Origin of the sequence: Aquibacillus koreensis (assembly GCF_025154055.1) — a bacterium.
GTDB lineage: Bacteria > Bacillota > Bacilli > Bacillales > Amphibacillaceae > Aquibacillus_C > Aquibacillus_C koreensis.
The window spans coordinates 1-23,549 of sequence record NZ_JAOALK010000017.1 but is presented as its reverse complement, the minus strand read 5'-3'; the positions used below and the strand labels follow the sequence as shown (position 1 = coordinate 23,549).

Below are 23,549 nucleotides of genomic sequence, written 5' to 3'. Positions count from 1 at the left end.
CGGATGGTTAGTTTTGGAAACCGGCAATTGGGAGGATCTGATCATTAACCTACTGGTTTAATAGGCGGTTTTTCTGCATTCAATTTGTACTTCATTTTTGTTGCTTCACCGCCACGGAGATGTCTAATTGCTTTATGATGGTCGAGGATTGTTTTTACATCATTGGCTAGTTCGGGGTTAATATTTGGCAACCTTTCTGTAAGATCTTTATGAACCGTACTTTTGGAAACGCCAAACTCTTTCGCAATGACTCGTACGGTTTTTTTTGTTTCTACGAGATAATTGCCAATCTTGATTGTTCTTTCTTTGATGTAGTCGTGCACATCACTCGCCTCCCTGAGTTGTATGTCCAAGGTGTGAAATGAGACAAGATGATGAGAGTCAACTTCTTTTGTATTGGATGCATTATGTAAGCTGAAGCGTGTTCCTGTTGCAGTGTCTCCTGATTTAAGTAGCCCCACACACTCTCACCTCAGACCTTCTTTCTATGGTTTGTAACATTTTATTAGAGGAAGTACAGGATTATGATTAAAAGTTTTTGAGGAGGGGGATCTCTGGATGCAGAATGGGCTTTTTGGATGGATTTTTTTATTGGAGAGTAGATGTAAAATCCGTCGTAACTATAGCAGCCGCTAATCTATGGTCGATGTTGGCGGCTATGAGATCCGTTATTTGTCCGAAATCTTCGTTTATATTATTTTAGCGGCTACCAGATCCCTTATTTGCCCTGATTTCAATGATTAAGTGGGCATTTTGCTAAAATAACGTACTGTATAGCCGCTTAGATTTTAAATTGGCCTAAAATAGGAAAATAAGGTCTCTCATAGCCGCTCAGATTCTAAGATAATCTTGGAGGTCATGAGATCCGTTATTTGCCTAAATTTCATGATTACCAAATTTTCGCGGTCACCAGATCCGTTATATGCCCTAATTGCATTGTTTTCGATGGCATTTTGTTAAAATAGCTTACTGTATGACCGCTCAGATTCAAAATTGGTTAAAAACAAGAAAATAAGGGAACTCATGACCGCTTGCGTTGTATGCTCTCATTATCTTGTGTTACGTCGCAGTCTATACATACTCCGTTATTAACTGTAAGTTGTCCATACAAAAACCAACGTGAACATGAAACAGTCATGTAAACGTTGGTTTTTATTTCTTTATATGGTGTAGTGGTAAACGCGCAAAGAAATGGTCGCTTCTTTTTTCAATGAAATCATTGTATGCGTTAATGAAGTATTTTCTTTCCCCGGTGGCCAGTCCCATATAATATTTTCGGAATGGTGTAGGTTCGAGGTTTTCTAATATAACTCTTGCACCGGCTAGATTCCCCTTTACAATCTCTAGGTGGGCTTTTTCACTTGGATCATTTGTTTGTACTTCTTCCGTTACGCCAAAATGCGCACATACAAATGGATAATTGCGATCCTTTATAGATCGTAGGATTCGCTTATTGTCATAGGCTTCTCCAATTTTAAGTGCTTCCTGCAAATGATGAATGGATGATGCATAGTCATCATAGATATAACTTAAGCCAAGATTAATATGTAATTGTGCTTTCCGTTCAATATTAAGTGTTTGGTTCAGTGCTCTATACGCATGTTTTCTTGCTAAGATTAATTCGTTTCGTTTCCAGTAGTATATAAACAACAAGATATTTAATCTCGTTTTAAATAATGAAACCAATAAAGGGTTTTCAATTTGAAGTAGTAAGCATTTTATATTGTCCAGATAATACCCTAATGAGTCATATCTATGCGAACTAAAATTAATGGCTATTGTCATAAAGTGCTTCAGACATTGTACATCAGGCATGTCACTTTCGATACTTTCTATTTGCTCAAACAATTGATGTACTGGTATTTCCCCTCTTATTCTCGCTAGCATTAAGTCATAAATTATCCCAAACTTTATATTAATAGGATTAATGGCTTGTTTATTTCGATCAATCAGCAGCTCTAATTCTTTGTATAATCCGTTCATATACAAGAATTCCATCCCAACTCTCCAATCTGATTCAGAATTGGATTCTAATAGGAATTGCTTCGCTAATTGAATAACAGTTTTTTCATCATTATCCAGGCTAACCATCGTTATAAACTGGTGCAAATTTAATGTCGTTTGCATCTTGTTATAGGAGTCAACAAGGTTAGAGTCTTCATAAAAAGGCTTTGGTACCATTTTCACCCTCCTCCCCAATATGTGGAAGTTATTAAACTTGTTCATCATTCAATTATTCCATAAATACTATTAAATTCAAACAGGTCAAAACACTTAATTACTCGACAATAATTTTAAAAATTTCGACAATTATACGTTTAAATATATGTAAATTACTATAGTATATATACTGTATTTTTACTAGAGATTTGGTAGGATTTTAACGAATTATAGCTATCTTATTACAAATTAAGTACTTTTAATTAGTTAATAGAAAAAGCCTTAGGTATAATCCTAAGGCTTTTGTCATATTATATACTTATGCGTTTGCCATTGCTGCGGAGGATTCTGTGTTCGGTTCAACACTATCCTCTTCAGCACCTTCATCCGAGTCTTCTTCCTCTTCGTCAGTGCCTTCTTCATCATCAACTTCATTTTCGCTTGATGCGTCTTCCTCTTCTGTTGATGCATCTGGGTTAGCATTTTCATCTGGTGTTTCACTTGTATTTTCTTCTTCTGTTGTTTCACTTGTGTTTTCTTCTGTTGTTGGTACACTTACCTCAGCAACTGATTGATTAAAGTAATCTTCTGGGTTGATCGCAACACCATCTTTTCTAAGTTCGAAATGTACATGTACACCACTAGCTTGTCCAAATAAATTACGACCTGCAGATGCAATTGCGTCACCTTGTTTTACTTCAGCACCCGCTTCTACTAATACATCTTGAACAGATGCATAATAGGTTTGAAGATCATTTTCATGGTCTATTTTAATAACATGACCTAGTAATGGATCTTCTTTCACTTCTGTTACAGTACCGCTTAATGATGCAGTTATTTCAAAGCTTTCACCGTCTGAAGATGCAATATCTACACCAGTACTCTGATAGTATTTATTGTCAAATAGAACAAGTGCTTTTTCTTGATCTGCACTATCCGCACTGTGATCGTAGAACTTTGTTACAATTTCTGCTTGATTTTCTTCTGCTACTGGCATCTTGACTACTTCTTGTTGACTAACAACAGGATCTGCATCTTGCTCGAATTCATTTGGGTCACCAAAAATTTGATCATCGTCTACACCTGAATTTGGCTCATCTGAAGCCTCTGGTAGTTGATTATCTAAGTTTTGATACCATAATACTCCTGTTAACAACACTGCAGCAAATGTTAAATATACTGCGGGAAAAAACCACTTTTTACGTACGATCCGTTTCCAACCATTTTTTGAAACGTTCTGATTTTCCTCCATTGATCATCACCTCAGGAATCATTCTGATCACTTTCAGGAAGATATATACATAAAACCAAAAAAATTTTTTCACTTATTTTTCGACAAAGTGAAATTATTATACATTTTTTATAAGATTTATTTTTTTAGTGGTGTTTGGGAGTGTAGAAATCCATGGTAGAATGGGGCACAAAAAAGCTGCCAAGAGGGAGGGAATCCTCTGACAGCTTGAGTTCCAGACATGTATTAATTTTTCGCTGCTAGTTTAGGTGCAGCCGCGTTAACGTTGTTAATTTCTACATCTTGATAATAGTAGGTTACGATCTCTTCATAGTTTTTTCCCTCTTGCGCCATCCCGTTCGCACCATACTGACTCATGCCAACCCCGTGGCCATATCCTTTTGTTTTAAAGACAAGATGGTTATCTTTCTTTTCTACTTCAAAATCATTGGAGCGTAAACCAAGTGCTTCTCTTACATCACGTCCTGAGAATGTTTTTCCGCCTATGGTAATCTCAGCAACTCGATTACTTTCTGTCCGCTTTACTGCGTAATTCTCTGAAGAATTCCCAATAGAAACACTTAATGCAGCTTCTACTTCGGTAATTGGTATTACTTTTTGGTCTGTGAATTTAGGCGATTGTTCATCCCATGGACTAGCTACACTTCGTAAGTATGGTAATTCGTTTGCCCAATAGTCCTCTGAGTTTTCGGTATATCCATTACTTGTAGAAAAGAACGATGGATCGATTGGTTGATCATCATACGTGATGATTTGTCCCTTTGTATCGAATACCGCTTGTTTTATTTTGTTCATTTTCCAGTTGTAATCTACACCCCATAGTTCTCGCAGTTGTGTATCACTTTTATACACTTGGTGCTGGATCGTATCCGTAACATCTGCACCGCTCGGAACTTTGCCTTCATCCCCGTGCATTAAATATCGAACTATATAGGTTCTAGCCGCTAATGATTGTGCTTTTAAGGCTTCTAATTCAAAATCAGCTGGCATTTCTGACGCGACTACTCTTGTTACATAATCTTCTAGTGGTACATTTTCTGTCGTGTTTTCATTTGAACGAAAAACTGTTACAGAAAAAGGAGAATCACTTGGGTTCAGAACTACTTCTGCTTCCACTTCTTCATTCTCTGTGTCGACTGATCTTGTATCTGTACCGTCTGATTGTATGAATGGGACGACAATCAGAGTTGGTAAAATCAGTATAATTGTAATTAAACTACCGATAAAAATGAAACCTGGAACTTTCCATTGGTTGGATGATGATTGTTTCGTTATTATTTTTTTACTTAGGCGTCTTTTTCGTTTTTTCATTGTTCGCCTCCTTTTCTAGTTCTTCTCTATTAAATCTATTCGAGATAGGTACGCAGTAGAACTAGCTTCATGAAGAATTTTTTCATTTCATAGACAAGCTATATTCGATCTACTATTTGGTTTCTACCTCACCCTATGTTATTAGTAGACAAGCCTTGTTATGACAATTTTTTTTTATGTTATTCCGGGACTTATTAGTAGCGTTTTATCTGTAGTGGAAAGTTTTGCTTCTACACCAAGGGGAATGGAGAAATGCGGGAAGCAGTGACCAATCTTCAAGCCGCTTATGACTGGTTTATGTAGGTGCTGAAAGTATTGGTGAAGGACTTGATCTAAGGTAAAGGAAGATTTTTTAGGCGCTACGTTGTTAAAATCTCCAAGGATTATACCTGCTGCTGCATCAATTTTTCCTGCCAGTTTTAATTGGTTTAAAAAAGCATCGATTCGATAGGGTTCTTCTCCAACGTCTTCTAATAATAATAGTTTTCCGCTCGTATCCAATTCAAACCGCGTTCCCAGTGTGTTAATTAAAACAGATAAATTCCCACCGACAATTTCTCCACACGCTTCCCCATGACTGATTATTTTAAGTGGCGAAATTTTATCCGTGTAGAGTAAGGTAGCTGGATAGAATAGTTGATCAAACATTTGTTTAGATAAATAATCAAAATCATCTTTGCTAAAGTCAGAGCTTACCATCGGTCCGTGAAACGTTACTAATCCTGTCATTTGTCTTATTGCCGTGTGTAAAAAGGTGATATCACTATATCCCCAAAAAATTTTAGGATTGTTGGCAATGAGATGATAATTAATATATGGCGCTATTCGGGCCGTACCATACCCTCCTCGCGCACAGAAGATAGCTGAGACGTCTTTGTCTGCAAACATGGCATGTAAGTCTTCTAGACGGTTCTGATCACTCCCTGCTAGGTATCCATATTGATTAAGCACATGTTTACCTAATTTCACATGTAATCCCAAGCTATTTAGAAAAGATATCCCATCTAGAAGCTCATCTTTGTCTGTTGGACCTGCTGGTGCAATCACACCGACTGTATCTCCTTTGTTTAGTCGTCTAGGTCTCATACGAACTCCTCCTTTGTAGATACTTATTACTAGCTTATGATTGGATATGTGTCTAGGTGCGAACTATTTCTTTCATAATCCTAATTAGTTAAGCATATGTATTATTGGTTGCGGGTTTGTGGTTGTATAGGGTGTGTCAGGGTCATGGTTTTAATAAGGTGAGACGCAATGATTGGCATATATAGTCAGTATTGGGGCAAGTACGGACTACTCTAATTAAAATATACCAGTTGAAGTCCGAAGTTGTGACCACTTCGGACTTCATCATGCAGTTTAGATCTGTTCTTGTCCGAGGTTGTACCCACTTCGGACTTCATCATGCAGGTTAGATCTGTTCTTGTCCGAGGTTGCAGGCACTTCGGACTTCATCATGCAGTTTAGACCTGTTCTTGTCCGAGGTTGTACCCACTTCGGACTTCATCATGCAGTTTAGATCTGTTCTTGTCCGAGGTTGTACCCACTTCGGACTTCAGTTTAGATCTGTTCTTGTCCGAGGGTGCTTCCACTTCGGACTTCATCATGTAGTTTAGACCTGTTCTTGTCCGAGGGTGCTTCCACTTCGGACTTCATCATTCAATTTAGATCTTCTCATGTCCGAGGTTGCATCCACTTCGGACTTCTTCATGCAGTTTAGACCTGTTCTTGTCCGAGGTTCATCCACTTCGGACTTCTTCATGCAGTTTAGATCCGGTCGTGTAGCCATGCTTACAAAAAACCAAATAAAAAAGACCGCCCGTAGGCGATCTTTTTTATAAAAATTACGATGCTGATGTTTGTTGGTGATCTTTTGAGTCAAGTATGACTTCTCCATCATCATTGACACGTTCAATATCTGCACCCAATGTAGCTAATTTTGAAGCAAAATCTACATAGCCACGATCTAGGTGTTTTAATTCTGTAACTCGCGTATAACCTTCAGCGGTTAATCCAGCCAAAATTAACGCTGCCCCTGCTCTTAAGTCAGTTGCTGCAACCTCTGCTCCTTGTAAAGTAACAGGTCCTTCGACAATAACACTACGGCCTTCAATTTTTAGCTTCGCATTCATACGACGGAATTCTTCTACGTGCATGAATCTGTTTTCGAATACTGTTTCGGTAATTACACTTGTGCCTTCAGCATTAAGCATGAGTGCCATCATTTGTGATTGCATATCTGTTGGGAATCCTGGATGTGGAAGCGTCTTTAAATCTGTGGCTTTTAATTTTTTTGGACCAATAACACGTAAGCCATCCGCTTCTTCGGTAATCTTTACACCCATTTCCTCCATTTTTGAAACTAAGGAACGTAGGTGCTCTAATTCTGCGCCTCTTACTAATACGTTTCCACCAGTAATGGCGGATGCAACCATAAATGTTCCGGCTTCGATTCTGTCTGGAATAATGGTGTGCTCTGCACCGTACAGTTTTTCAACGCCATCAATCTTGATCGTTTCTGTACCTGCACCAATAACTTTTGCACCCATTTTATTTAAGAAATTTGCTAGATCTACTATTTCAGGTTCTTTTGCACAGTTTTCAAGAATTGTTCTTCCTTCTGCTAATGCTGCTGCCATCATAATGTTTTCTGTCGCACCGACACTAGGCACATCCAAATAAACTTTCGCGCCCTTTAGTCGACCTTCTGCATGCACTTCAACATAGCCGTTTCCAACATGAACTTTTGCACCCATTGCCTCAAAGCCTTTCAGGTGTAAGTCAATAGGACGGGATCCAATTGCACATCCGCCTGGCATTGCAACTTTTGCATGACCATAGCGTGCAAGTAATGGACCTAGAACTAGTACGGATGCTCTCATCTTTCTTACATATTCGAACGGAGCCTCTGTTTTAAGTGGTTTGGATGCATCAACGGTTACTGTATTATTATTGTAGCGAACATTAGCGCTCATATTACTAAGAACTTCTTTGATCGTATAAACATCAGCAAGGGCTGGAACTTCGTGAATAACACTTTTTCCTTCACTTGCAATTAAACTTGCTGCGATGACAGGCAGTACGGCATTTTTAGCACCTTCCACTTTCACTGTGCCTTCTAACTGCCTCCCACCACGGACGATGATTTTTTCCAAGGTTCATTCTCCTCTGCGTCCAATTTCACTAATATTAATATTCAGTAGTTATGATAGGTGTTCCTATTGTAATGGTTGTTTTTCCGCCCAATCCTTCTCGAAATGCCAATTGTACGTTCATGGAGGCGTCCGAGGCAGGTAAAACAGTTTGCCAGCGTGGAGTATAACCAGATAGGACTACAAAATCTTCTTCTTGTAAGTAATCTAGCGTTTGAACTTGTAATTTTTCTGTTAATGTTTCTAGCAGTGAAACTTCTTTCATAATAACACCTGATTGTGTCGTGATACAAGAGAATTTTGTCAAATTTTCAGTAAATATTTCCCTTGTAATTGTTTCCATATCTTTAGCGTTTTGTTGTTTTATCTTATTATTCCAACGCTTTCCCGTGATCTTATAGCTTATGTCGAAAGATGGGCTATCATGGTTTGCCACCACCATAGTATATGTTTCGGTTACTTGATCGGTTTTATGGTGGTCCCATACATATGTAGTCGCATTTTCCGTTTGTTTGGTTACAAAAGTAGCATTAGGAAATTTATTCTGGATATAGTCCATGTTCTGATCGAATGTCTCGATTGCTTGTTTTTCTTTAACAATCACTTGCCATTCTCCAATTGCTAGATTTTCTTGTTTTACTAGATTTGCGATTTCATCAACCTCATGTAACATATTGGACGATGCACTTGTAAATGTTTTTTGCGATATTACTAGAATCATTACCACTAATACAATAAAAATAAACCTTGGTTTTATCATCGTATTCCTCTCCCTTGGACAAATGTCTGTTAGGTATCAGTCTGAACAGAAAGGATTGGGGATATACAGATTTTTTTTCGTCAAAGTATGACATAAACTGCTCGTACTATTTAAAAATGTCTCTCCTATCCAAACGGACGTGAGAGACAATGCCACTTAAGGCGAACTTCTTAAGCGTGAAAAACAACTTAAACGTGCTAAGGGCTACAAAAATACGATACGTAGCTTTCGTTATGTTTCAGACTAACTTTCTTTTTTCAAGAAATAGAAATCAAACCACATTCGCCTATAAAAATGGTTGTGATAATAAACCGATTATTTAACAATGATCCGTTTATTAATCTGCCAATATAAATAGGAGCTAGATCAGCTCCTATTGGTTGTTTAATATGCTTCTAATGTGTCTAATTTCACTTTCATGTTTAATAGATCTGGCAGATAAAGTATCAATCACCCGTTGCTGGCCTTCTAATGAATCCTTCAGTTCATCAAATCTTTCATTTATGTGTTTCGCAACCTCTTCTTTATATGGAACAACTCGATTAATCATGCTGTTCTTCAGTTCTTCTTGTCCAGTTTTAAGTTCCTTGATATCTTTGTCTACGGTATCGAAACGTTTATCTATAGTTTCAAAGCGATTGTCTATGGTTTCGAAGCGTTTATCTATGGTTTCAAAGTGATTGTCTATGGTATCGAAGCGTTTATCTATGGTTTCAAAGCGGTTATCAAAGCCATCCATTCGCTTATCAAGGCCGTCCATTCTTTGATTTACCTTTTGTAGTTCGCCGAGTATTTGCTTCAATGTTTCTTCCATCATCATCACTCCGCTAATCATTTTTTCTATTATAACATGTACTATATAACAATCGTAACATATAATATTGTCTAAAATATGTCTTTATTCAATCATCAAAAGATTTAGTTGAACGATTTAGTAAATGTTCTATTAATAAGGAAAATCAAAACAAATAAATCAGTTGTTGTGACCACGATAGGAATTCCAAGAAAAATCTGCTGACAGTTGTTCCTATTGCTATTGTAATAAAAATAATAAGGATCCTCGCTTCGAAGACTTTCATTTTTCTAAACCATTCATCAAAGTTAACTGATTGGATCGCATACCATGTAATAATTATAAAGATAATATGTGACAACATGCTTATCAAAGCATCTTGTCCTAATATTTGCATCATTTAAGTCACTCCTTCCGTTTTTTCGTTAGCAAATACAACCTTGCCATGTTCGCATCAAATTGTCAATTAAAGCTACGTTCTTAACCGATAAAATATTTTGTTGGTAATAATTCGAATTTCCCGGGTAATATTAGCATATTGTACATGCTTATGTCGGTTTTTATTATGGATAGGTTTATTTGAACTAGATCTGCTCCCTATCCTTTGTCGAATCCTTATACAGTCGCCTTGATTGGGTATAATGCCTTAGAACAAAAAAAGACCTTAATCCATTATGGATTAAAGCCTTATTTTTTATTGATCAACCACATCTAGACGGTTTAATGCACGTCTAAGTGCTAACTCTGCCCTTCTGAAATCAACATCATCTTGCTTAGCTTTCAGGCGTCTTTCAGCGCGTTCTTTCGCTTTGCGAGCTCTTTCTACATCGATATCTGAAGGTTTTTCTGCAGATTGTGCTAGTATGGTTACTTTATCAGGACGAACCTCTAAGAAACCACCACTTATCGCTATATTTACGGTATCGCCTTCACCTTTTAAACGGACTGCACTAATGGACAATGGTGCCACTAGTGGAATGTGTCCAGGTAAAATACCGAGCTCACCATTTTCTGCCTTACAACTAACCATACTAAATGATTCTTCCAGAACAGGGCCATCAGGAGTGACAACACTCACCGTTAGTGTTTTCAATGGAACCCCTCCTTGGGCTGGAATAAAGCGATTGTAGAATCTTCGCTTTTTTTGGATAGCTAAGTGGGATAACATTACACTAAGTATAGTTACACCTTCTCAGCTTCCTGGCATAGTCCAGCTACACGGGCTAGGTGCTCGCGACATAAGCAGTTCGTCTCCAGTGACCAAAGATCAGGCCACATGCGACGCTCTGCTTATGCGGTCGCACCTGATCGAGCCCGCTCCGCTTTCTATTATGCCATTTGTTTTGCTTTTTCTACTACTTCTTCGATGCGTCCTACTAGGCGGAATGCATCTTCTGGAAGATCATCGTACTTACCATCAAGAATTTCACGGAAACCTTTAACAGTTTCTGCAACTGGAACATATGAACCTTGTTGTCCAGTAAACTGTTCAGCTACGTGGAAGTTCTGAGATAAGAAGAACTGGATACGACGTGCACGAGAAACTGTTAATTTATCTTCATCAGATAACTCGTCCATACCTAGGATTGCGATGATATCTTGTAATTCTTTATAACGCTGGATTGTTTGTTGTACTTCACGCGCTACATTGTAGTGCTCTTCCCCAACGATTTCAGGGTCAAGGGCACGAGATGTAGATGCAAGTGGATCCACGGCTGGGTAGATACCTTGCTCTGAAAGTTTACGATCCAAGTTTGTTGTTGCATCTAAGTGAGCGAATGTAGTCGCTGGAGCCGGGTCAGTATAGTCATCGGCAGGTACATATACAGCCTGAATCGATGTTACGGAACCTTTATCCGTTGATGTAATACGCTCTTGTAATTGACCCATTTCTGTAGCAAGTGTTGGTTGGTAACCAACGGCAGATGGCATACGGCCTAGTAAGGCTGATACCTCTGAACCTGCTTGTGTGAAACGGAAGATGTTGTCGATAAATAATAGTACGTCTTGGCCTTGTTCATCACGGAAGTATTCCGCCATTGTAAGACCTGTTAGTGCTACGCGCATACGCGCTCCAGGTGGTTCGTTCATTTGACCGAATACCATCGCTGTTTTCGCGATAACGCCAGAGTCTTTCATTTCGTAGTAAAGGTCATTACCTTCACGAGTACGTTCACCTACACCGGCGAATACAGAAAGACCACCGTGCTCTTGTGCAATGTTGTTAATAAGCTCTTGGATTAGAACTGTTTTACCAACACCCGCTCCACCAAATAGACCAATTTTACCACCTTTGATGTAAGGTGCTAACAAGTCTACAACTTTAATTCCTGTTTCAAGAATTTCCGTTTCGGTAGCTAGTTCTTCAAATTTTGGTGATTGTCTGTGAATTGGATCACGACGAACGTCACTTGTCAGTTCTTCGTCAAGGTCGATTTTTTCACCTAATACGTTAAATACACGTCCTAGTGTAGCTTCACCTACAGGAACTGAGATTGGAGCACCTGTGTTTACTACTTCCGCACCACGTTGTACACCTTCAGTAGATGACATCGCGATTGTACGGACACTATCGTCTCCTAAGTGAAGGGCTACTTCTAAAGTTAGCGTATCACCATCACCTTGAGACTGGACTATTAATGCGTTATATACTTCAGGAAGCTGACCGCCATCGAACTTAACGTCCACGACAGGTCCCATGATTTGCGTAACGCGTCCTTTGCTCATCGATTTCCCTCCTAACTTACTGTAAATCTCCAAAAAATTTCGTTCGTTTATTTTGAAGAGAGTAGTTATATAGTTTCGTTTCAGCACTAAGTGCCTTCACTTTTTTGTATTACTCTTGGGCAGCTGCTCCACCAACGATTTCGGTGATTTCTTGCGTAATCGCAGCTTGACGTGCCCTGTTATATTGCAACGATAAATCGTCAATTAATTCATTTGCATTATCTGTTGCACTTTGCATTGCCGTCATACGAGAAGCATGTTCACTAGCTTTACTATCTAGTAAAGCACCATAGATTAGACTTTCAGCATACTGTGGCAATAGTACATTTAGAATCTCCTGCTGATTTGGTTCAAATTCATACATGCTTGTCGCATTTGTTGTAGAATTGTCCGTTAAATCAGTAAGTGGTAATAGCTTTTTCTTCGTTACTTCTTGTGAAATTGCACTTACATAATGATTGTAGAAAATAACAAGTTCATCAATTTCCTCATCAATATATAATTGAACCGTTTCAGAAGTAAGGTCTTTAATGTCTGCAAAATTCGGTTGATCGGATACACCAATAATTTCATTAATTACCGGGATTCCACGTTTCTTGCAGAAATCACGACCGATTCTTCCGACTGCAATCACAACATATTCATCTGGAGATGTATGATTTTCGTTAATCGTACGATACACAGCACGTAAAATGCTTGAGTTAAAAGCACCCGCTAATCCACGGTCCGAAGTGATGACGAAATAAGCTGTCTTCTTTACTTCTCTTGCTTTTAACATTGGATGTTCTGCGTCTTCTCCACTGTTCGCAATATGTGTTACGACTTCTTGAATTTTTTCACTATATGGAACAAACGCTTTTGCGTTCAATTCAGCTTTACTCATTTTTGAAGCAGATACCATTTGCATCGCTTTTGTAATCTGTTTCGTTTTTTGAGTTGAGTTAATTCTCGTTTTAATATCTCTTAAAGATGCCACGTATTTCACCGTCCTTTCTTCAGGAGGATTGTGGTAGAACTATTTTCTTATTCAGAAACAACAAATTGCTTCTTGAATGTTTCTACCGCACCGTTCATGTCAGCCGCTTCGCCAAGGTTTCCAGTTTCACGGATTGATTTCAATAAATCAGCTTTATTTTTATCCAACCATGCATGGAATTCAGACTCAAAGCGTGTAATATCTTCAACAGGAATGTCATCTAAGTATCCGTTAACGAGTGCATAGATAATCATAACTTGTTTTTCAACAACAAGCGGCTTATGTAAGCCCTGTTTTAATACTTCAACCGTACGTGCACCACGGTTTAGTTTCGCTTGTGTTGCTTTATCAAGGTCAGAACCGAACTGAGCAAATGACTCTAGTTCACGGTAAGATGCTAGATCTAGACGTAATGTACCTGCAACTTTTTTCATCGCTTTGATTTGTGCGGAACCACCAACACGTGATACGGAAAGACCTGGGTTAATCGCAGGACGAACACCTGAGAAGAATAGGTCAGACTGTAAGAAAATTTGTCCATCTGTGATGGAAATTACGTTTGTTGGAATGTAAGCTGAGATGTCACCAGCTTGTGTTTCAACGAATGGAAGTGCTGTTAATGAACCTCCACCTTTTGCATCACTAAGTTTTGCAGCACGCTCGAGTAAACGGGAGTGCAAGTAGAATACGTCCCCTGGGAATGCTTCACGACCAGGTGGGCGTTTTAATAGTAAGGAAAGCTCACGATATGCGTTCGCTTGTTTTGATAAGTCATCATATACAACTAATACGTGTTTGCCGTTGTACATGAACTCTTCACCCATTGATACACCAGCATAAGGTGCTAGGTATTGAAGTGGCGCTGGTTCAGATGCACCCGCGGATACAACGATTGTATAATCTAATGCACCATAACGACGGAATGTTTCTACTGTTCCACGTACTGTTGAGTCTTTTTGACCGATCGCAACGTAGATACAGATGATATCTTGATCTGCTTGGTTCAAGATTGTATCTACAGCAACCGTTGTTTTACCTGTTTGACGGTCACCAATGATAAGCTCACGTTGTCCTCTACCAATTGGTACAAGCGCATCAATCGCTTTAATACCTGTTTGAAGTGGCTCGTGAACGGATTTACGATCCATAACACCAGGAGCTGGTGATTCAATTGGACGCGTTTTGCTTGTTTCAATTGGGCCTTTTCCATCGATAGGCTGTCCAAGAGGGTTTACGACACGTCCAAGTAATTCCTCCCCAACTGGCACTTCCATGATACGACCCGTACGACGAACTTCATCGCCTTCACGAATTTCTGTATAGTCTCCAAGGATTACGATACCGACATTGCTTTCTTCTAAGTTCTGTGCCAATCCCATAACACCATTTGAAAATTCAACTAACTCACCTGACATTACATTATCAAGTCCATGAGCACGCGCGATACCGTCACCAATTTCGATAACTGTACCAACATCATTGACTTCAATGTCAGACTCATAATTTTCAATTTGCTGTTTAATCAGCGTACTGATTTCTTCAGCTTTTATGCTCATGCCATTTCACCCCTATCATCCTTAATTTGCAGTTACGATTTTCCGTTCTAAGCGATCCAACTTACCTTTAATTGATCCATCGTAGATTGTGTTACCAATCTTGATTTTTACACCACCAAGAATCGTTGGGTCTACAATATTTACAATTATAAGTTCATGCTTGTTCAGCTTTTTGGCGAATGTAGTAGAAAGTTGTTTCTTCTCATCCTCTGTAAGCTCTCGAACAGAATAAACGTACGCTTCCGCTATTCCTTTAGCACCCTGTACTAACGAAACAAAATGATCAATGATGGATGTAACAGCATATTCACTATGTCGATCCACCAAAAGATTTAGTGTATTCACAACATCAGCAGAGAAACCTTGGAATGCTTCTTTAATGAGTTGTTTCTTTTTCTCGTTACTTACTCTTGGATGCTGCAAGAATGCATTAAATTCTTTGTTATTTTCAAAAACTTCCTTCACAATAAGAAGTTCTGGTTCCATTGCATCTAACTTTGACTTCTCTTGACCGAGTTGAAAAAGAGCTTCTGCATAGCGTTTGGCGACATTAGCTTTACTCATCGGTCTTCTCCTACCTCTTTAATGTACTCGGCAATCAATTTTTCTTGATCCTGTGCATTAATTTCTTTTTCAATTACTTTGCTAGCAATTTGAACAGATAGAGAAGCAACTTGTTCTTGAAGAGCTTGGATTGCTTTTTCTTTTTCGTTCTCGATATCTTCTTGTGCAGATTTCTTTAAGCGCTCTGCCGCTTGACGAGCAGCTTCAAGGATCTGTTGTTCTTGTTCTGTAGCAGCTTTTTTCGCGTCTTCGATAATTGCTTGTGCTTCTTGACGCGTGTTTTTCAACTGCTCTGCTGCATCACGCGCAGATTTTTCTGCTTCTGTACGGTTTTTCTCCGCAATATCAATCTCGTTGGCAATGTGGTTTTCACGCTCTTCCATTTTGTTCATTAATGGACCCCATGCGTATTTTTTCAATAGAGCCAATAGGATGAGGAAACTAACAAGCGCAAATGCCATATCAACAGGGTGAAGGCCACCTACAGCCCCAACTACTAGTGAGTTAGCGTATAATTGCAAAGTATTCACTCCTTTCGGGCGATTCTATCTATTTCAGTTCACTTTGTTTCATAAGTAAAACCTGCATAGCAGGCATTAGAAAACCTCGGCATTAGCTATTTGCATGTTGCCGATGTTTCTTTGATCCTTGATACTGTGTATAAAGGAATGGCGAAGGTTGTCTTAGACGAACTTCGCCACTTTAAATAATATAATTATTATTGACCCATTACCATAAATGCAATAACTACGGCGAAAATAGGAATCGCCTCTACTAGTGCTACCCCGATAAACATTGTTGTTTGAAGTGCACCACGTAGTTCTGGTTGACGTGCGATACCCTCTACTGTTCTACTTACGATCATACCGTTACCTAAACCTGCACCTAGTGCGGCTAGTCCAATTGCGATTGCAGCTGCTAAAGCTCCCATAATATAAAGTCCTCCTTTAAGATATAAAACATTGTTTTTAAAAAATTATTTTAATGGTCGGAACTCACTTTGTGAGACATATAAACCATTGTTAACATAACGAAAATAAATGCTTGGATTCCTCCAATAAATAAACTAAATCCTTGCCATGCGATCATCGGCAGTATTGCACCAATGAATGAAAATGCTCCAAACGCAATGGCCATCTTCGTGATAAGACCTAAAAGTATCTCACCAGCAAAAATATTACCAAAGAGACGTAGACCTAATGTTAAAGTGTTGGCAAACTCTTCAATAATTTTAAGTGGGAGTAGAAATGGTACCGGCTCGATATAAGTTTTCAAATAGCCTTTTGTACCTTTTATCTTTACACCATAGAAGTGTGTCAAGATAATAATCATTGCTGATAGTGTTAATGTTACTGAAGGATCTGATGTCGGTGATTTCCACCATAAATAATGCTCCTCACCTACTGTAACCATCACCATAACACCAAGGATGTTACTTACAAAAATGTAAACAAGCAGTGTAAGTCCTAATGGTAAAAACACTTTCCCTGTTTTCCAATCCATTGTATCTCCTATGATGCCTTTGACAAAGTCAACCACCCATTCCATAAAGTTCTGCAACCCTGTGGGCTTCATTTGTAGTTTTCGACTTGCCATTACGCAAAAGACAAAAACGACGATGGTTGATATGAGCGTCATCAAAATAGTGGAAAGATTAGCTGTAAGCCAAGGAATACCGAAAAGCTCAATTATCGGTGCCTTATGATCCAATTTGCTTCACCTCTCTTCTTTAAGCTAGTCTCTTGATCTAAAAAGTGCAAAATCTATCATAATAACAACATAAGTTGTCATTAATCCAATAATCACAGCCGTCAAATGGAAATATTCCTCAAACCGAAGGGCGATTATTACGGCAAGCCCGGCTGTCGCTAATCGCGAAAATGATCCAATCCCTTTAGGCGAACTTGTATTTTCAGCTAGTGCTTGTCCAAACTGATTGATCTTTCTTTGCATCAACCATAGATTGTAAAAGCTCAATACAGTCCCTAGGAGGAGTCCGAGGAAAATGCTAAGATACTCTGTAAAGCCAGCCCCTAGCACAAAAATTGCAAGAAGATAGAACATCCATTTACGTTGACGGGTTATCATTTTCTTATACTGCTGCATATTTATTCAGTCTCCCGTATATTTTCGTACTAAATGAATGGTTCCATAAATACCTGCTGCTAGTCCTAAGATCAGGGCAAGTATTAGAAAAAGTGGATCTGTAGATAATCGGTCATCTAACCAAGTGCCTATGTATATCCCAACAAGAGGACCTCCAACTAGTTGCGCTAAAACACTACTCGTTAGCGCCATTCCTTTAAAAGGACTATTCGATTTACCGTTCACCATAACAGCTCCTATCATAACCGAGCGTTACTCGCAGTGACATAAATCACACCTATGTAAACCCTATCATCCACACTAAATTAGCATACAATAGGGGTAATCTATTGTCAATTGATTTAGTGTACATTTTGTGAATTGGATAATATTCTCATGTTTATTCGTTTTGATTGGTTTTACCCTTATGATATAAAGCATGAGTGCGATCGTGTACCATCTATTATAAAGGAATAGGTCTGCTACTGAAACTTACAATTTTGTGAACATTTCTTGAATTTTTATAAAAAAATACTTTTTAAAAGAAGGAGCCTTATTCAATGAATAAGGCTTCTTGATAACTGTATGTTTTCCGGTCCTTTGTCTCTACGGTGATATTGGCTATAAACTCGCCTCTTTCTGCTACCTCTCTTTTTTGCATCGTCCCTTCTATCACCCCAGCTTCTGTATCTTCTATAAATAGAAGTGTCTCTTTGAACGTTAGTGACTGTGGGTCATACAAATCAACAGTGACGGATGCTGCTTCTTCTGGTAAATAGATACGATATTCATACGCGTCATCCGAAAATGTTTTTAATGCAAATTCAAGTCCCATTGCTTTAGGGTAGTCTGCTTCCTTGTTTACAAATAGATAGGGAAGTTGATAGGTCTTCTCTTTTTCCTTTAACGCAACCCAACCTTGATGTAATCCTTCATCCATCATCGCACTCACAACGGATAACTGAATCGGGACTGTTTTCTTTTCGCCAGGTTTTAGTGTGAATGACGAGGGAAGTTGCCAACTTATGCCATGCGGGTCTTTTGGTAATTCAAAATAATACGTTTTTGTTTCTTTTGATACATTTTCGATTTTCACCTTCACCGATCGAGAATCTTTAAGCTTGTCTATTTTACCGAATGCAAGCATCGGATTGTAAATAATTGTACCAGTTTCGATTGCATGCTGGGGCCGCATTCTCCCCATGCCTTGATCAATAGGGTCATATAAGTTATCAGCTTTTTTTAATGGGAGGGCGGATGTTAGCAAAGCACCTTTTAACTTTTCCGGACTCCAATCCGGATGCGCTTGTTTCACGAGCGCTAGTCCACCCGCGACATGGGGCGATGCCATGCTCGTTCCTTGAAGTTCCATATAGCCTCCAGGGACTGTACTATTAATTGCTGCACCTGGTGCAACGATCTCAGGTTTGATATGCCAATTTGCGGTTACAGGACCTCGGGAACTAAAATCTGTAATTTCATCTTGGGATTGTCTGTATGCTGTATCAATCCAGTAATCCTGTTGATTTATTTGTTGCAGGAGCCATTCGCCATCTGCCTTCGAAACGGCTGCAACCGGGATTTGAACATCTCCAGGGCCATCTGCAACAGAACCTGCAAAAGGACCTTCTTCATTATTATAAATAATCGCAGCGCGAGCACCTGCTAACTCCGCTTGTCTTGCTTTCTCTGAAAACGGAATTTTCCCTCGTTGCATCAGTACGATTTTGTTTTTTGCATTCTGAATTGTTTCTTCACCTATTCCGCCATCAACAAGTTTGTAATCTTTTTGAAGGTCCCATTGCTTCGCGCCCATGAGTGGTTGAAGTTGGATTTGCTTTTTGTTAAAACGATCTTGTAGTACCGGAATGCTAAGCGGCGGTGTAGATGCACCAACAGATAATGCTTTTGGTGATGTAGCTGGTGAGCCAACAGTCCAATTGTTTGGCCCGGCATTCCCATTCGCGATCACAACGGATACACCTCGGTCAACCGCGTGATTCACCGCAATACTCGTCGGCCAGTCCGGACCATTTACTGTGTTCCCAAGCGACATGTTGATAATATCCATTCCGTCTTTTACCGCCTTTTCGATTGCAGCGATTACTTGGACTGAGGTTCCTCTCCCACCCGGTCCTAGTGCTCGGTAGCCATATAGCTCCGCTTCAGGGGCTACTCCCTTCATATTTCCATTGGCAGCAATAATTCCCGCCACATGTGTCCCATGCAAAGTTGGCACACCTTGTTCCGGTAATGTTTCCATTGGATTATCGTCCAAGTCGACGAGATCGTATCCACCTTTGAAGTTTCTTTGGAGGTCTGGATGACTATAGTCGACACCTGTATCAATCACACCAACCTTTACCCCTTCACCCGTGTACGTAGATGGGTTTTCTTCTTGCAAGAATGGCACACTGCGGTTAATTTGGAGCTCACTTTTGCTTATGTTTGTCTGATAAGTGCGGACCGGATATGATTTTTTCACAAAATGCAAGGAGCCCATGCGTTGGAGCTTGTCTACTGTACCTCTTAGTGCAAGGCCGTGAAAAATCGTATCGTACACTTGGACCACTTCTACAAATGGGTGGTAATCTTTAATGTATTGTTCATGTTCGTGCGGATTACCTTCTACTTCGATGATGATTGAATGCTCTTCTTGCTCAGCATGCGTTTGTGTTGGTTTTTGTTGCAGCGGTATATATATAGAAGAAATAAGTATTGTCGCGATAATTAGTATGTGTGATGCAAGCTTCATAAGTAGCATTTCCCCTTTTTTAAGTCTTAGGTTGTGCGGTTTTGGGTGGGTGTATGCAGTTTTTTTGTGGTGGGGTGGTGAAGTTACTGAATTCGGGGGTGGTGTTACTGATAAATGTGTCGTTTTCACTGAATAAAACGTGATTTTCACTGAATTCGGTGTCGGGTTCACTGCATTATCGCAATTTGTCACTGAATTAACTAGAAGCTATTATATCAAAAAGGAGGTTTGTGGAATGAGTATAGAAGAAACTGCTGAACAAATTAGTAAAATGGATGCTTTATTGCAACGCCTGTCCTCTAGTCATACTAGTTATATCAAACTAAAAGATGATTATATGAAGATTGTTGCTGGATTGAGAGGAGAAAAAGAGTTAGCAAGACAGTTAAAAAGGTTACCTCAAGACGGCTTTGTTGTTTTAGCCGGCGCTCGGTTGTTCCAGGACGGTATTCCGTTTCAAATGGATGGTCTTATTCTTTCACCGAAATTAATTATTATTGTTGAATCAAAAAATATGTTCGGCACATTGTTTTTCGATACGGAATTCAATCAAATGATTCGTCTCGCTAATGATGTCGAGGAGGGTTACCGTAATCCGATCACCCAAGTGAGCTTTCACAAGGAACAGCTGCAAAAATGGCTCTTCATTAACGGCTTTGGCCACCCACCAATTGAGACACTAGTTTCTATTAGTCATCCATCCACCATTCTCAAAACGAATGCAGCAAATCAAAGTCAGATATTTAGTCAGGTTATGCATGCTGAAAATATAGTTGGTGCAATCATACAATTGCAAGACAAATATGATCAAACCTATTTGAATGTTGGCGAGATATCTGCATTAATTGAGAGGTTCCATACACCGGTCGATCTAAATCTGCTAGAAAAATATGAGATTAAAGTAAAGGATCTATTAACCGGTGTGCATTGCCCCAACTGTAAATCCCTCCCGATGAAACGAGTGTACGGAAAATGGTTATGCCCTTCCTGTTCTAGCTTTTCAAAAGATGCACATGTGAAAGCAATTCGTGATTATTTGTTATTGATTCAACCAACAATCTCTAATAAGCAATGTCGTGACTTTTTGCACCTTAAATCAGCTAATATCGCACAGTTGATGCTGCGATCAATGGGACTCCGTGCAGAAGGTGAGACAAAAAGTCGGGTGTATCGGATAGCGGAATGAGTAGATACTGAATTCGGTGTCGGGTTCACTGAATTAGCGGTGGAAGATACTGAATTGCGTGTCGGGTTCACTGAATTAGCCGGAAAAGTTACTGAATTCGGTGTCGCAGTCACTGAATTAGTGGTCATTCCATCCAGAAGAGAAAAAAACTGCCGAGCTTCTCGGCAGTTTTTTTAAAATTCAGATGGCTTTTCATCAATTTGCTTAAAGAAATAGCGGATTGCGTCTGCGATTCTTGCTGATGCTTGTCCATCTCCGTAAGGGTTGGATGCTTGCGCCATTTTTTTGTGTGCTTCTGGGTCTGATAATAGTTCGTTTGCCAGGTTGAAAATGGTATCTTCATCTGTTCCTGCTAATTTTAGCGTTCCTGCTGCAATACCTTCAGGACGTTCTGTTGTATCGCGCAAGACAAGGACTGGAACACCTAGCGATGGCGCTTCTTCTTGGACGCCACCAGAGTCTGTTAAAATCAGGTGTGCTCGACTTGCGAAGTTATGGAAATCCACTACACCAAGTGGCTCGATTAACTGCACTCGATCGTCATTTCCAAGAATTTCATTCGCAGTCTCTTGGACAACAGGGTTTAAGTGAACGGGGTAAATAACTTGGACATCATCATGTTCCTCTACTAAACGTTTGATCGCGCGGAACATTTGGGTCATGTTTTTACCAAGGTTTTCTCTGCGGTGTGCAGTCATTAAGACAAGGCGTTTGTCACCTAAGCCTTTTAATACGTCACTTTGATAGCTATCATCGACTGTTGTTTTTAGTGCGTCAATTGCCGTATTTCCAGTTACAAAGATCTTGTCAGAGGCTTTATTTTCATTTAATAAATTTTGCTTCGACTGTTCGGTTGGCGCAAAGTGAAGATCCGCCATCACACCGGTGAGCTGACGATTCATTTCTTCTGGATATGGCGAATACTTATTCCACGTACGAAGACCTGCTTCTACGTGCCCTACTGCAATTTGATTATAGTAAGCGGCGAGGGACGCCGCAAAGGTTGTCGTCGTATCACCATGGACCAAGACGATATCTGGTTTCGTTTCTTGCATGACTTGATCAAGACCTTCTAAGGCTCTCGTTGTTATTTGCGCTAATGTTTGTCTTGCTTTCATGATGTTTAGGTCATGGTCAGGCGTAATGCCAAAGATATCAAGTACTTGGTCTAGCATTTCTCTATGTTGAGCGGTCACGGTCACAATTGTTTCAAATTGTTCTGGTCTTTTTTTTAGTTCTAAGACTAAAGGTGCCATCTTAATTGCTTCGGGTCTTGTACCAAAAATGGTCATGACTTTAATCGGCTTACCCATTAAACCAACTCCAACATAATATATTTATTTCGTTCCAAACAAACGGTCACCAGCATCACCAAGGCCAGGTACGATATAGCCATGGTCGTTTAAGCATTCGTCTAGTGCAGCAAGATAGATATCAACATCTGGGTGTTCATCTTGAATGACTTTTACCCCTTCAGGAGCACCTACAAGGCACATTAATTTAATGTTTGTTGCGCCGCGTTTTTTTAATGAATGGATGGCGTCATTTGCTGAACCACCTGTTGCTAGCATCGGATCGATTACAATTAGTTCACGCTCTTCGATGTCAGATGGAAGTTTAATATAATACTCCACTGGTTTTAGTGTTTGTGGGTCACGATATAGTCCAACATGTCCAACTTTCGCAGCTGGGATCATACGTAGGATACCGTCTACCATGCCTAAACCTGCACGTAAGATGGGGATTAACCCAATCTTTTTCCCACTAAGTGTTTTCGTTTTTGCAGTTGTAACCGGTGTTTCAACAGAGATTTCTTCTAATGGTAAATCTCTAGTGATTTCAAATGCCATAAGTCCTGCAACTTCATCAACAAGTTCACGGAATTCTTTAGTTCCTGTGTTCTTATTTCTTATGTAAGTTAATTTGTGTTGAATTAATGGATGATCCAGTACAATTAAATTACTCACGATCTGATCACTCCTCATATTTTTTTACATCCTTAAAAGTGTACTCAAAATTGGGCTTGCTTTCAAGGGTTAGAATAGAATTTTGTCGATTGTTCATATTATTGTTCTTTTTCGGTGACTGCATGCATGGATTTTTGGTTGAGCAAGGTTTGAATTAGTTCTTCGTTGATCTAAAAAGCGAAGTAGCTAGAAATGATAACATTGCTTTATCGTTCCGGAAATACACTTCGCTTTCCGTGGGCTCGCGCTGAGCCTCCTCGGTCACAAAGAACGCTCCCTGTGGGGTCTCAACGTCTTCGCTGTCC

Annotated in this window: 23 protein-coding genes; 1 reads left to right on the top strand and 22 read right to left on the bottom strand. The window is 39.5% G+C overall.

What is annotated here, in order from left to right; all coding sequences use genetic code 11:
• Positions 1–44: 44 nt before the first annotated feature.
• From spoIIID to NYQ66_RS04775, 20 genes are all read right to left on the bottom strand, one after another.
• On the bottom strand, positions 45–323 hold the full coding sequence (gene spoIIID, locus NYQ66_RS04870) for a sporulation transcriptional regulator SpoIIID (RefSeq protein WP_259867513.1): 279 nt from the start codon (positions 321–323) through the stop codon (positions 45–47).
• Positions 324–1,152: 829 nt separating this feature from the next.
• Entirely contained in the window at positions 1,153–2,181 is a 1,029-nt protein-coding gene (locus NYQ66_RS04865) for an AimR family lysis-lysogeny pheromone receptor (RefSeq protein ID WP_259867459.1), read from the bottom strand.
• 298 nt (positions 2,182–2,479) lie between these two features.
• Positions 2,480–3,412, bottom strand: coding sequence for a M23 family metallopeptidase (locus tag NYQ66_RS04860; RefSeq protein WP_259867457.1), 933 nt, complete (start codon positions 3,410–3,412; stop codon positions 2,480–2,482).
• Positions 3,413–3,637: 225 nt separating this feature from the next.
• On the bottom strand, positions 3,638–4,723 hold the full coding sequence (gene spoIID, locus NYQ66_RS04855; RefSeq protein WP_259867455.1) for a stage II sporulation protein D: 1,086 nt from the start codon (positions 4,721–4,723) through the stop codon (positions 3,638–3,640).
• Between the two features lie 174 nt (positions 4,724–4,897).
• Positions 4,898–5,809: a S66 peptidase family protein gene (locus NYQ66_RS04850; protein ID WP_259867453.1), complete on the bottom strand. Its 912-nt coding sequence runs from the start codon at positions 5,807–5,809 to the stop codon at positions 4,898–4,900.
• 758 nt (positions 5,810–6,567) lie between these two features.
• On the bottom strand, positions 6,568–7,878 hold the full coding sequence (gene murA, locus NYQ66_RS04845; RefSeq protein WP_259867450.1) for a UDP-N-acetylglucosamine 1-carboxyvinyltransferase: 1,311 nt from the start codon (positions 7,876–7,878) through the stop codon (positions 6,568–6,570).
• A gap of 34 nt (positions 7,879–7,912) precedes the next feature.
• Complete coding sequence (locus NYQ66_RS04840; protein ID WP_259867448.1) at positions 7,913–8,635, bottom strand: YwmB family TATA-box binding protein; 723 nt, start codon at positions 8,633–8,635, stop codon at positions 7,913–7,915.
• A 373-nt stretch (positions 8,636–9,008) separates the two neighbouring features.
• Complete coding sequence (locus NYQ66_RS04835; RefSeq protein WP_259867446.1) at positions 9,009–9,449, bottom strand: hypothetical protein; 441 nt, start codon at positions 9,447–9,449, stop codon at positions 9,009–9,011.
• Positions 9,450–9,594: 145 nt separating this feature from the next.
• Positions 9,595–9,828: a DUF1146 family protein gene (locus NYQ66_RS04830; RefSeq protein ID WP_407652047.1), complete on the bottom strand. Its 234-nt coding sequence runs from the start codon at positions 9,826–9,828 to the stop codon at positions 9,595–9,597.
• A 294-nt stretch (positions 9,829–10,122) separates the two neighbouring features.
• On the bottom strand, positions 10,123–10,521 hold the full coding sequence (locus NYQ66_RS04825; RefSeq protein WP_259867444.1) for a F0F1 ATP synthase subunit epsilon: 399 nt from the start codon (positions 10,519–10,521) through the stop codon (positions 10,123–10,125).
• A gap of 236 nt (positions 10,522–10,757) precedes the next feature.
• The gene (gene atpD, locus NYQ66_RS04820; RefSeq protein WP_259867442.1) at positions 10,758–12,155 is read right to left on the bottom strand and encodes a F0F1 ATP synthase subunit beta; all 1,398 of its coding nucleotides are present in this window, start codon (positions 12,153–12,155) and stop codon (positions 10,758–10,760) included.
• Positions 12,156–12,264: 109 nt separating this feature from the next.
• Complete coding sequence (gene atpG, locus NYQ66_RS04815; RefSeq protein WP_259867440.1) at positions 12,265–13,131, bottom strand: ATP synthase F1 subunit gamma; 867 nt, start codon at positions 13,129–13,131, stop codon at positions 12,265–12,267.
• A 47-nt stretch (positions 13,132–13,178) separates the two neighbouring features.
• Positions 13,179–14,687: a F0F1 ATP synthase subunit alpha gene (atpA, locus tag NYQ66_RS04810; protein ID WP_259867438.1), complete on the bottom strand. Its 1,509-nt coding sequence runs from the start codon at positions 14,685–14,687 to the stop codon at positions 13,179–13,181.
• 21 nt (positions 14,688–14,708) lie between these two features.
• Entirely contained in the window at positions 14,709–15,251 is a 543-nt protein-coding gene (locus NYQ66_RS04805; RefSeq protein ID WP_259867436.1) for a F0F1 ATP synthase subunit delta, read from the bottom strand.
• Positions 15,248–15,772: a F0F1 ATP synthase subunit B gene (gene atpF / locus NYQ66_RS04800; protein WP_259867434.1), complete on the bottom strand. Its 525-nt coding sequence runs from the start codon at positions 15,770–15,772 to the stop codon at positions 15,248–15,250. The genes NYQ66_RS04805 and atpF overlap by 4 nt, the downstream gene beginning before the upstream one ends.
• 197 nt (positions 15,773–15,969) lie before the next feature.
• Entirely contained in the window at positions 15,970–16,182 is a 213-nt protein-coding gene (gene atpE, locus NYQ66_RS04795; protein WP_153406533.1) for a F0F1 ATP synthase subunit C, read from the bottom strand.
• Positions 16,183–16,232: 50 nt separating this feature from the next.
• Positions 16,233–16,961, bottom strand: a complete 729-nt coding sequence (gene atpB / locus NYQ66_RS04790) for a F0F1 ATP synthase subunit A (protein ID WP_259867429.1) — start codon at positions 16,959–16,961, stop codon at positions 16,233–16,235.
• 24 nt (positions 16,962–16,985) lie between these two features.
• Entirely contained in the window at positions 16,986–17,357 is a 372-nt protein-coding gene (locus tag NYQ66_RS04785) for an ATP synthase subunit I (protein ID WP_259867427.1), read from the bottom strand.
• Positions 17,358–17,363: 6 nt separating this feature from the next.
• Entirely contained in the window at positions 17,364–17,582 is a 219-nt protein-coding gene (locus tag NYQ66_RS04780; protein ID WP_407652046.1) for an AtpZ/AtpI family protein, read from the bottom strand.
• Between the two features lie 307 nt (positions 17,583–17,889).
• Positions 17,890–20,091: a S8 family serine peptidase gene (locus tag NYQ66_RS04775; RefSeq protein WP_272479928.1), complete on the bottom strand. Its 2,202-nt coding sequence runs from the start codon at positions 20,089–20,091 to the stop codon at positions 17,890–17,892.
• A gap of 235 nt (positions 20,092–20,326) precedes the next feature.
• On the opposite strand from NYQ66_RS04775, the gene NYQ66_RS04770 reads away from it, so the two are divergent.
• The gene (locus tag NYQ66_RS04770) at positions 20,327–21,277 is read left to right on the top strand and encodes a nuclease-related domain-containing protein (protein ID WP_259867423.1); all 951 of its coding nucleotides are present in this window, start codon (positions 20,327–20,329) and stop codon (positions 21,275–21,277) included.
• Between the two features lie 173 nt (positions 21,278–21,450).
• Here the strand turns inward: NYQ66_RS04770 and wecB are convergent, their stop codons facing one another.
• Positions 21,451–22,590 carry a non-hydrolyzing UDP-N-acetylglucosamine 2-epimerase gene (gene wecB, locus NYQ66_RS04765; protein WP_259867421.1) on the bottom strand — a complete coding sequence of 380 codons (1,140 nt, stop codon included), beginning with the start codon at positions 22,588–22,590 and terminating at the stop codon, positions 21,451–21,453.
• Between the two features lie 24 nt (positions 22,591–22,614).
• Positions 22,615–23,262: a uracil phosphoribosyltransferase gene (upp, locus tag NYQ66_RS04760; RefSeq protein ID WP_259867419.1), complete on the bottom strand. Its 648-nt coding sequence runs from the start codon at positions 23,260–23,262 to the stop codon at positions 22,615–22,617.
• Positions 23,263–23,549 lie beyond the last annotated feature (287 nt).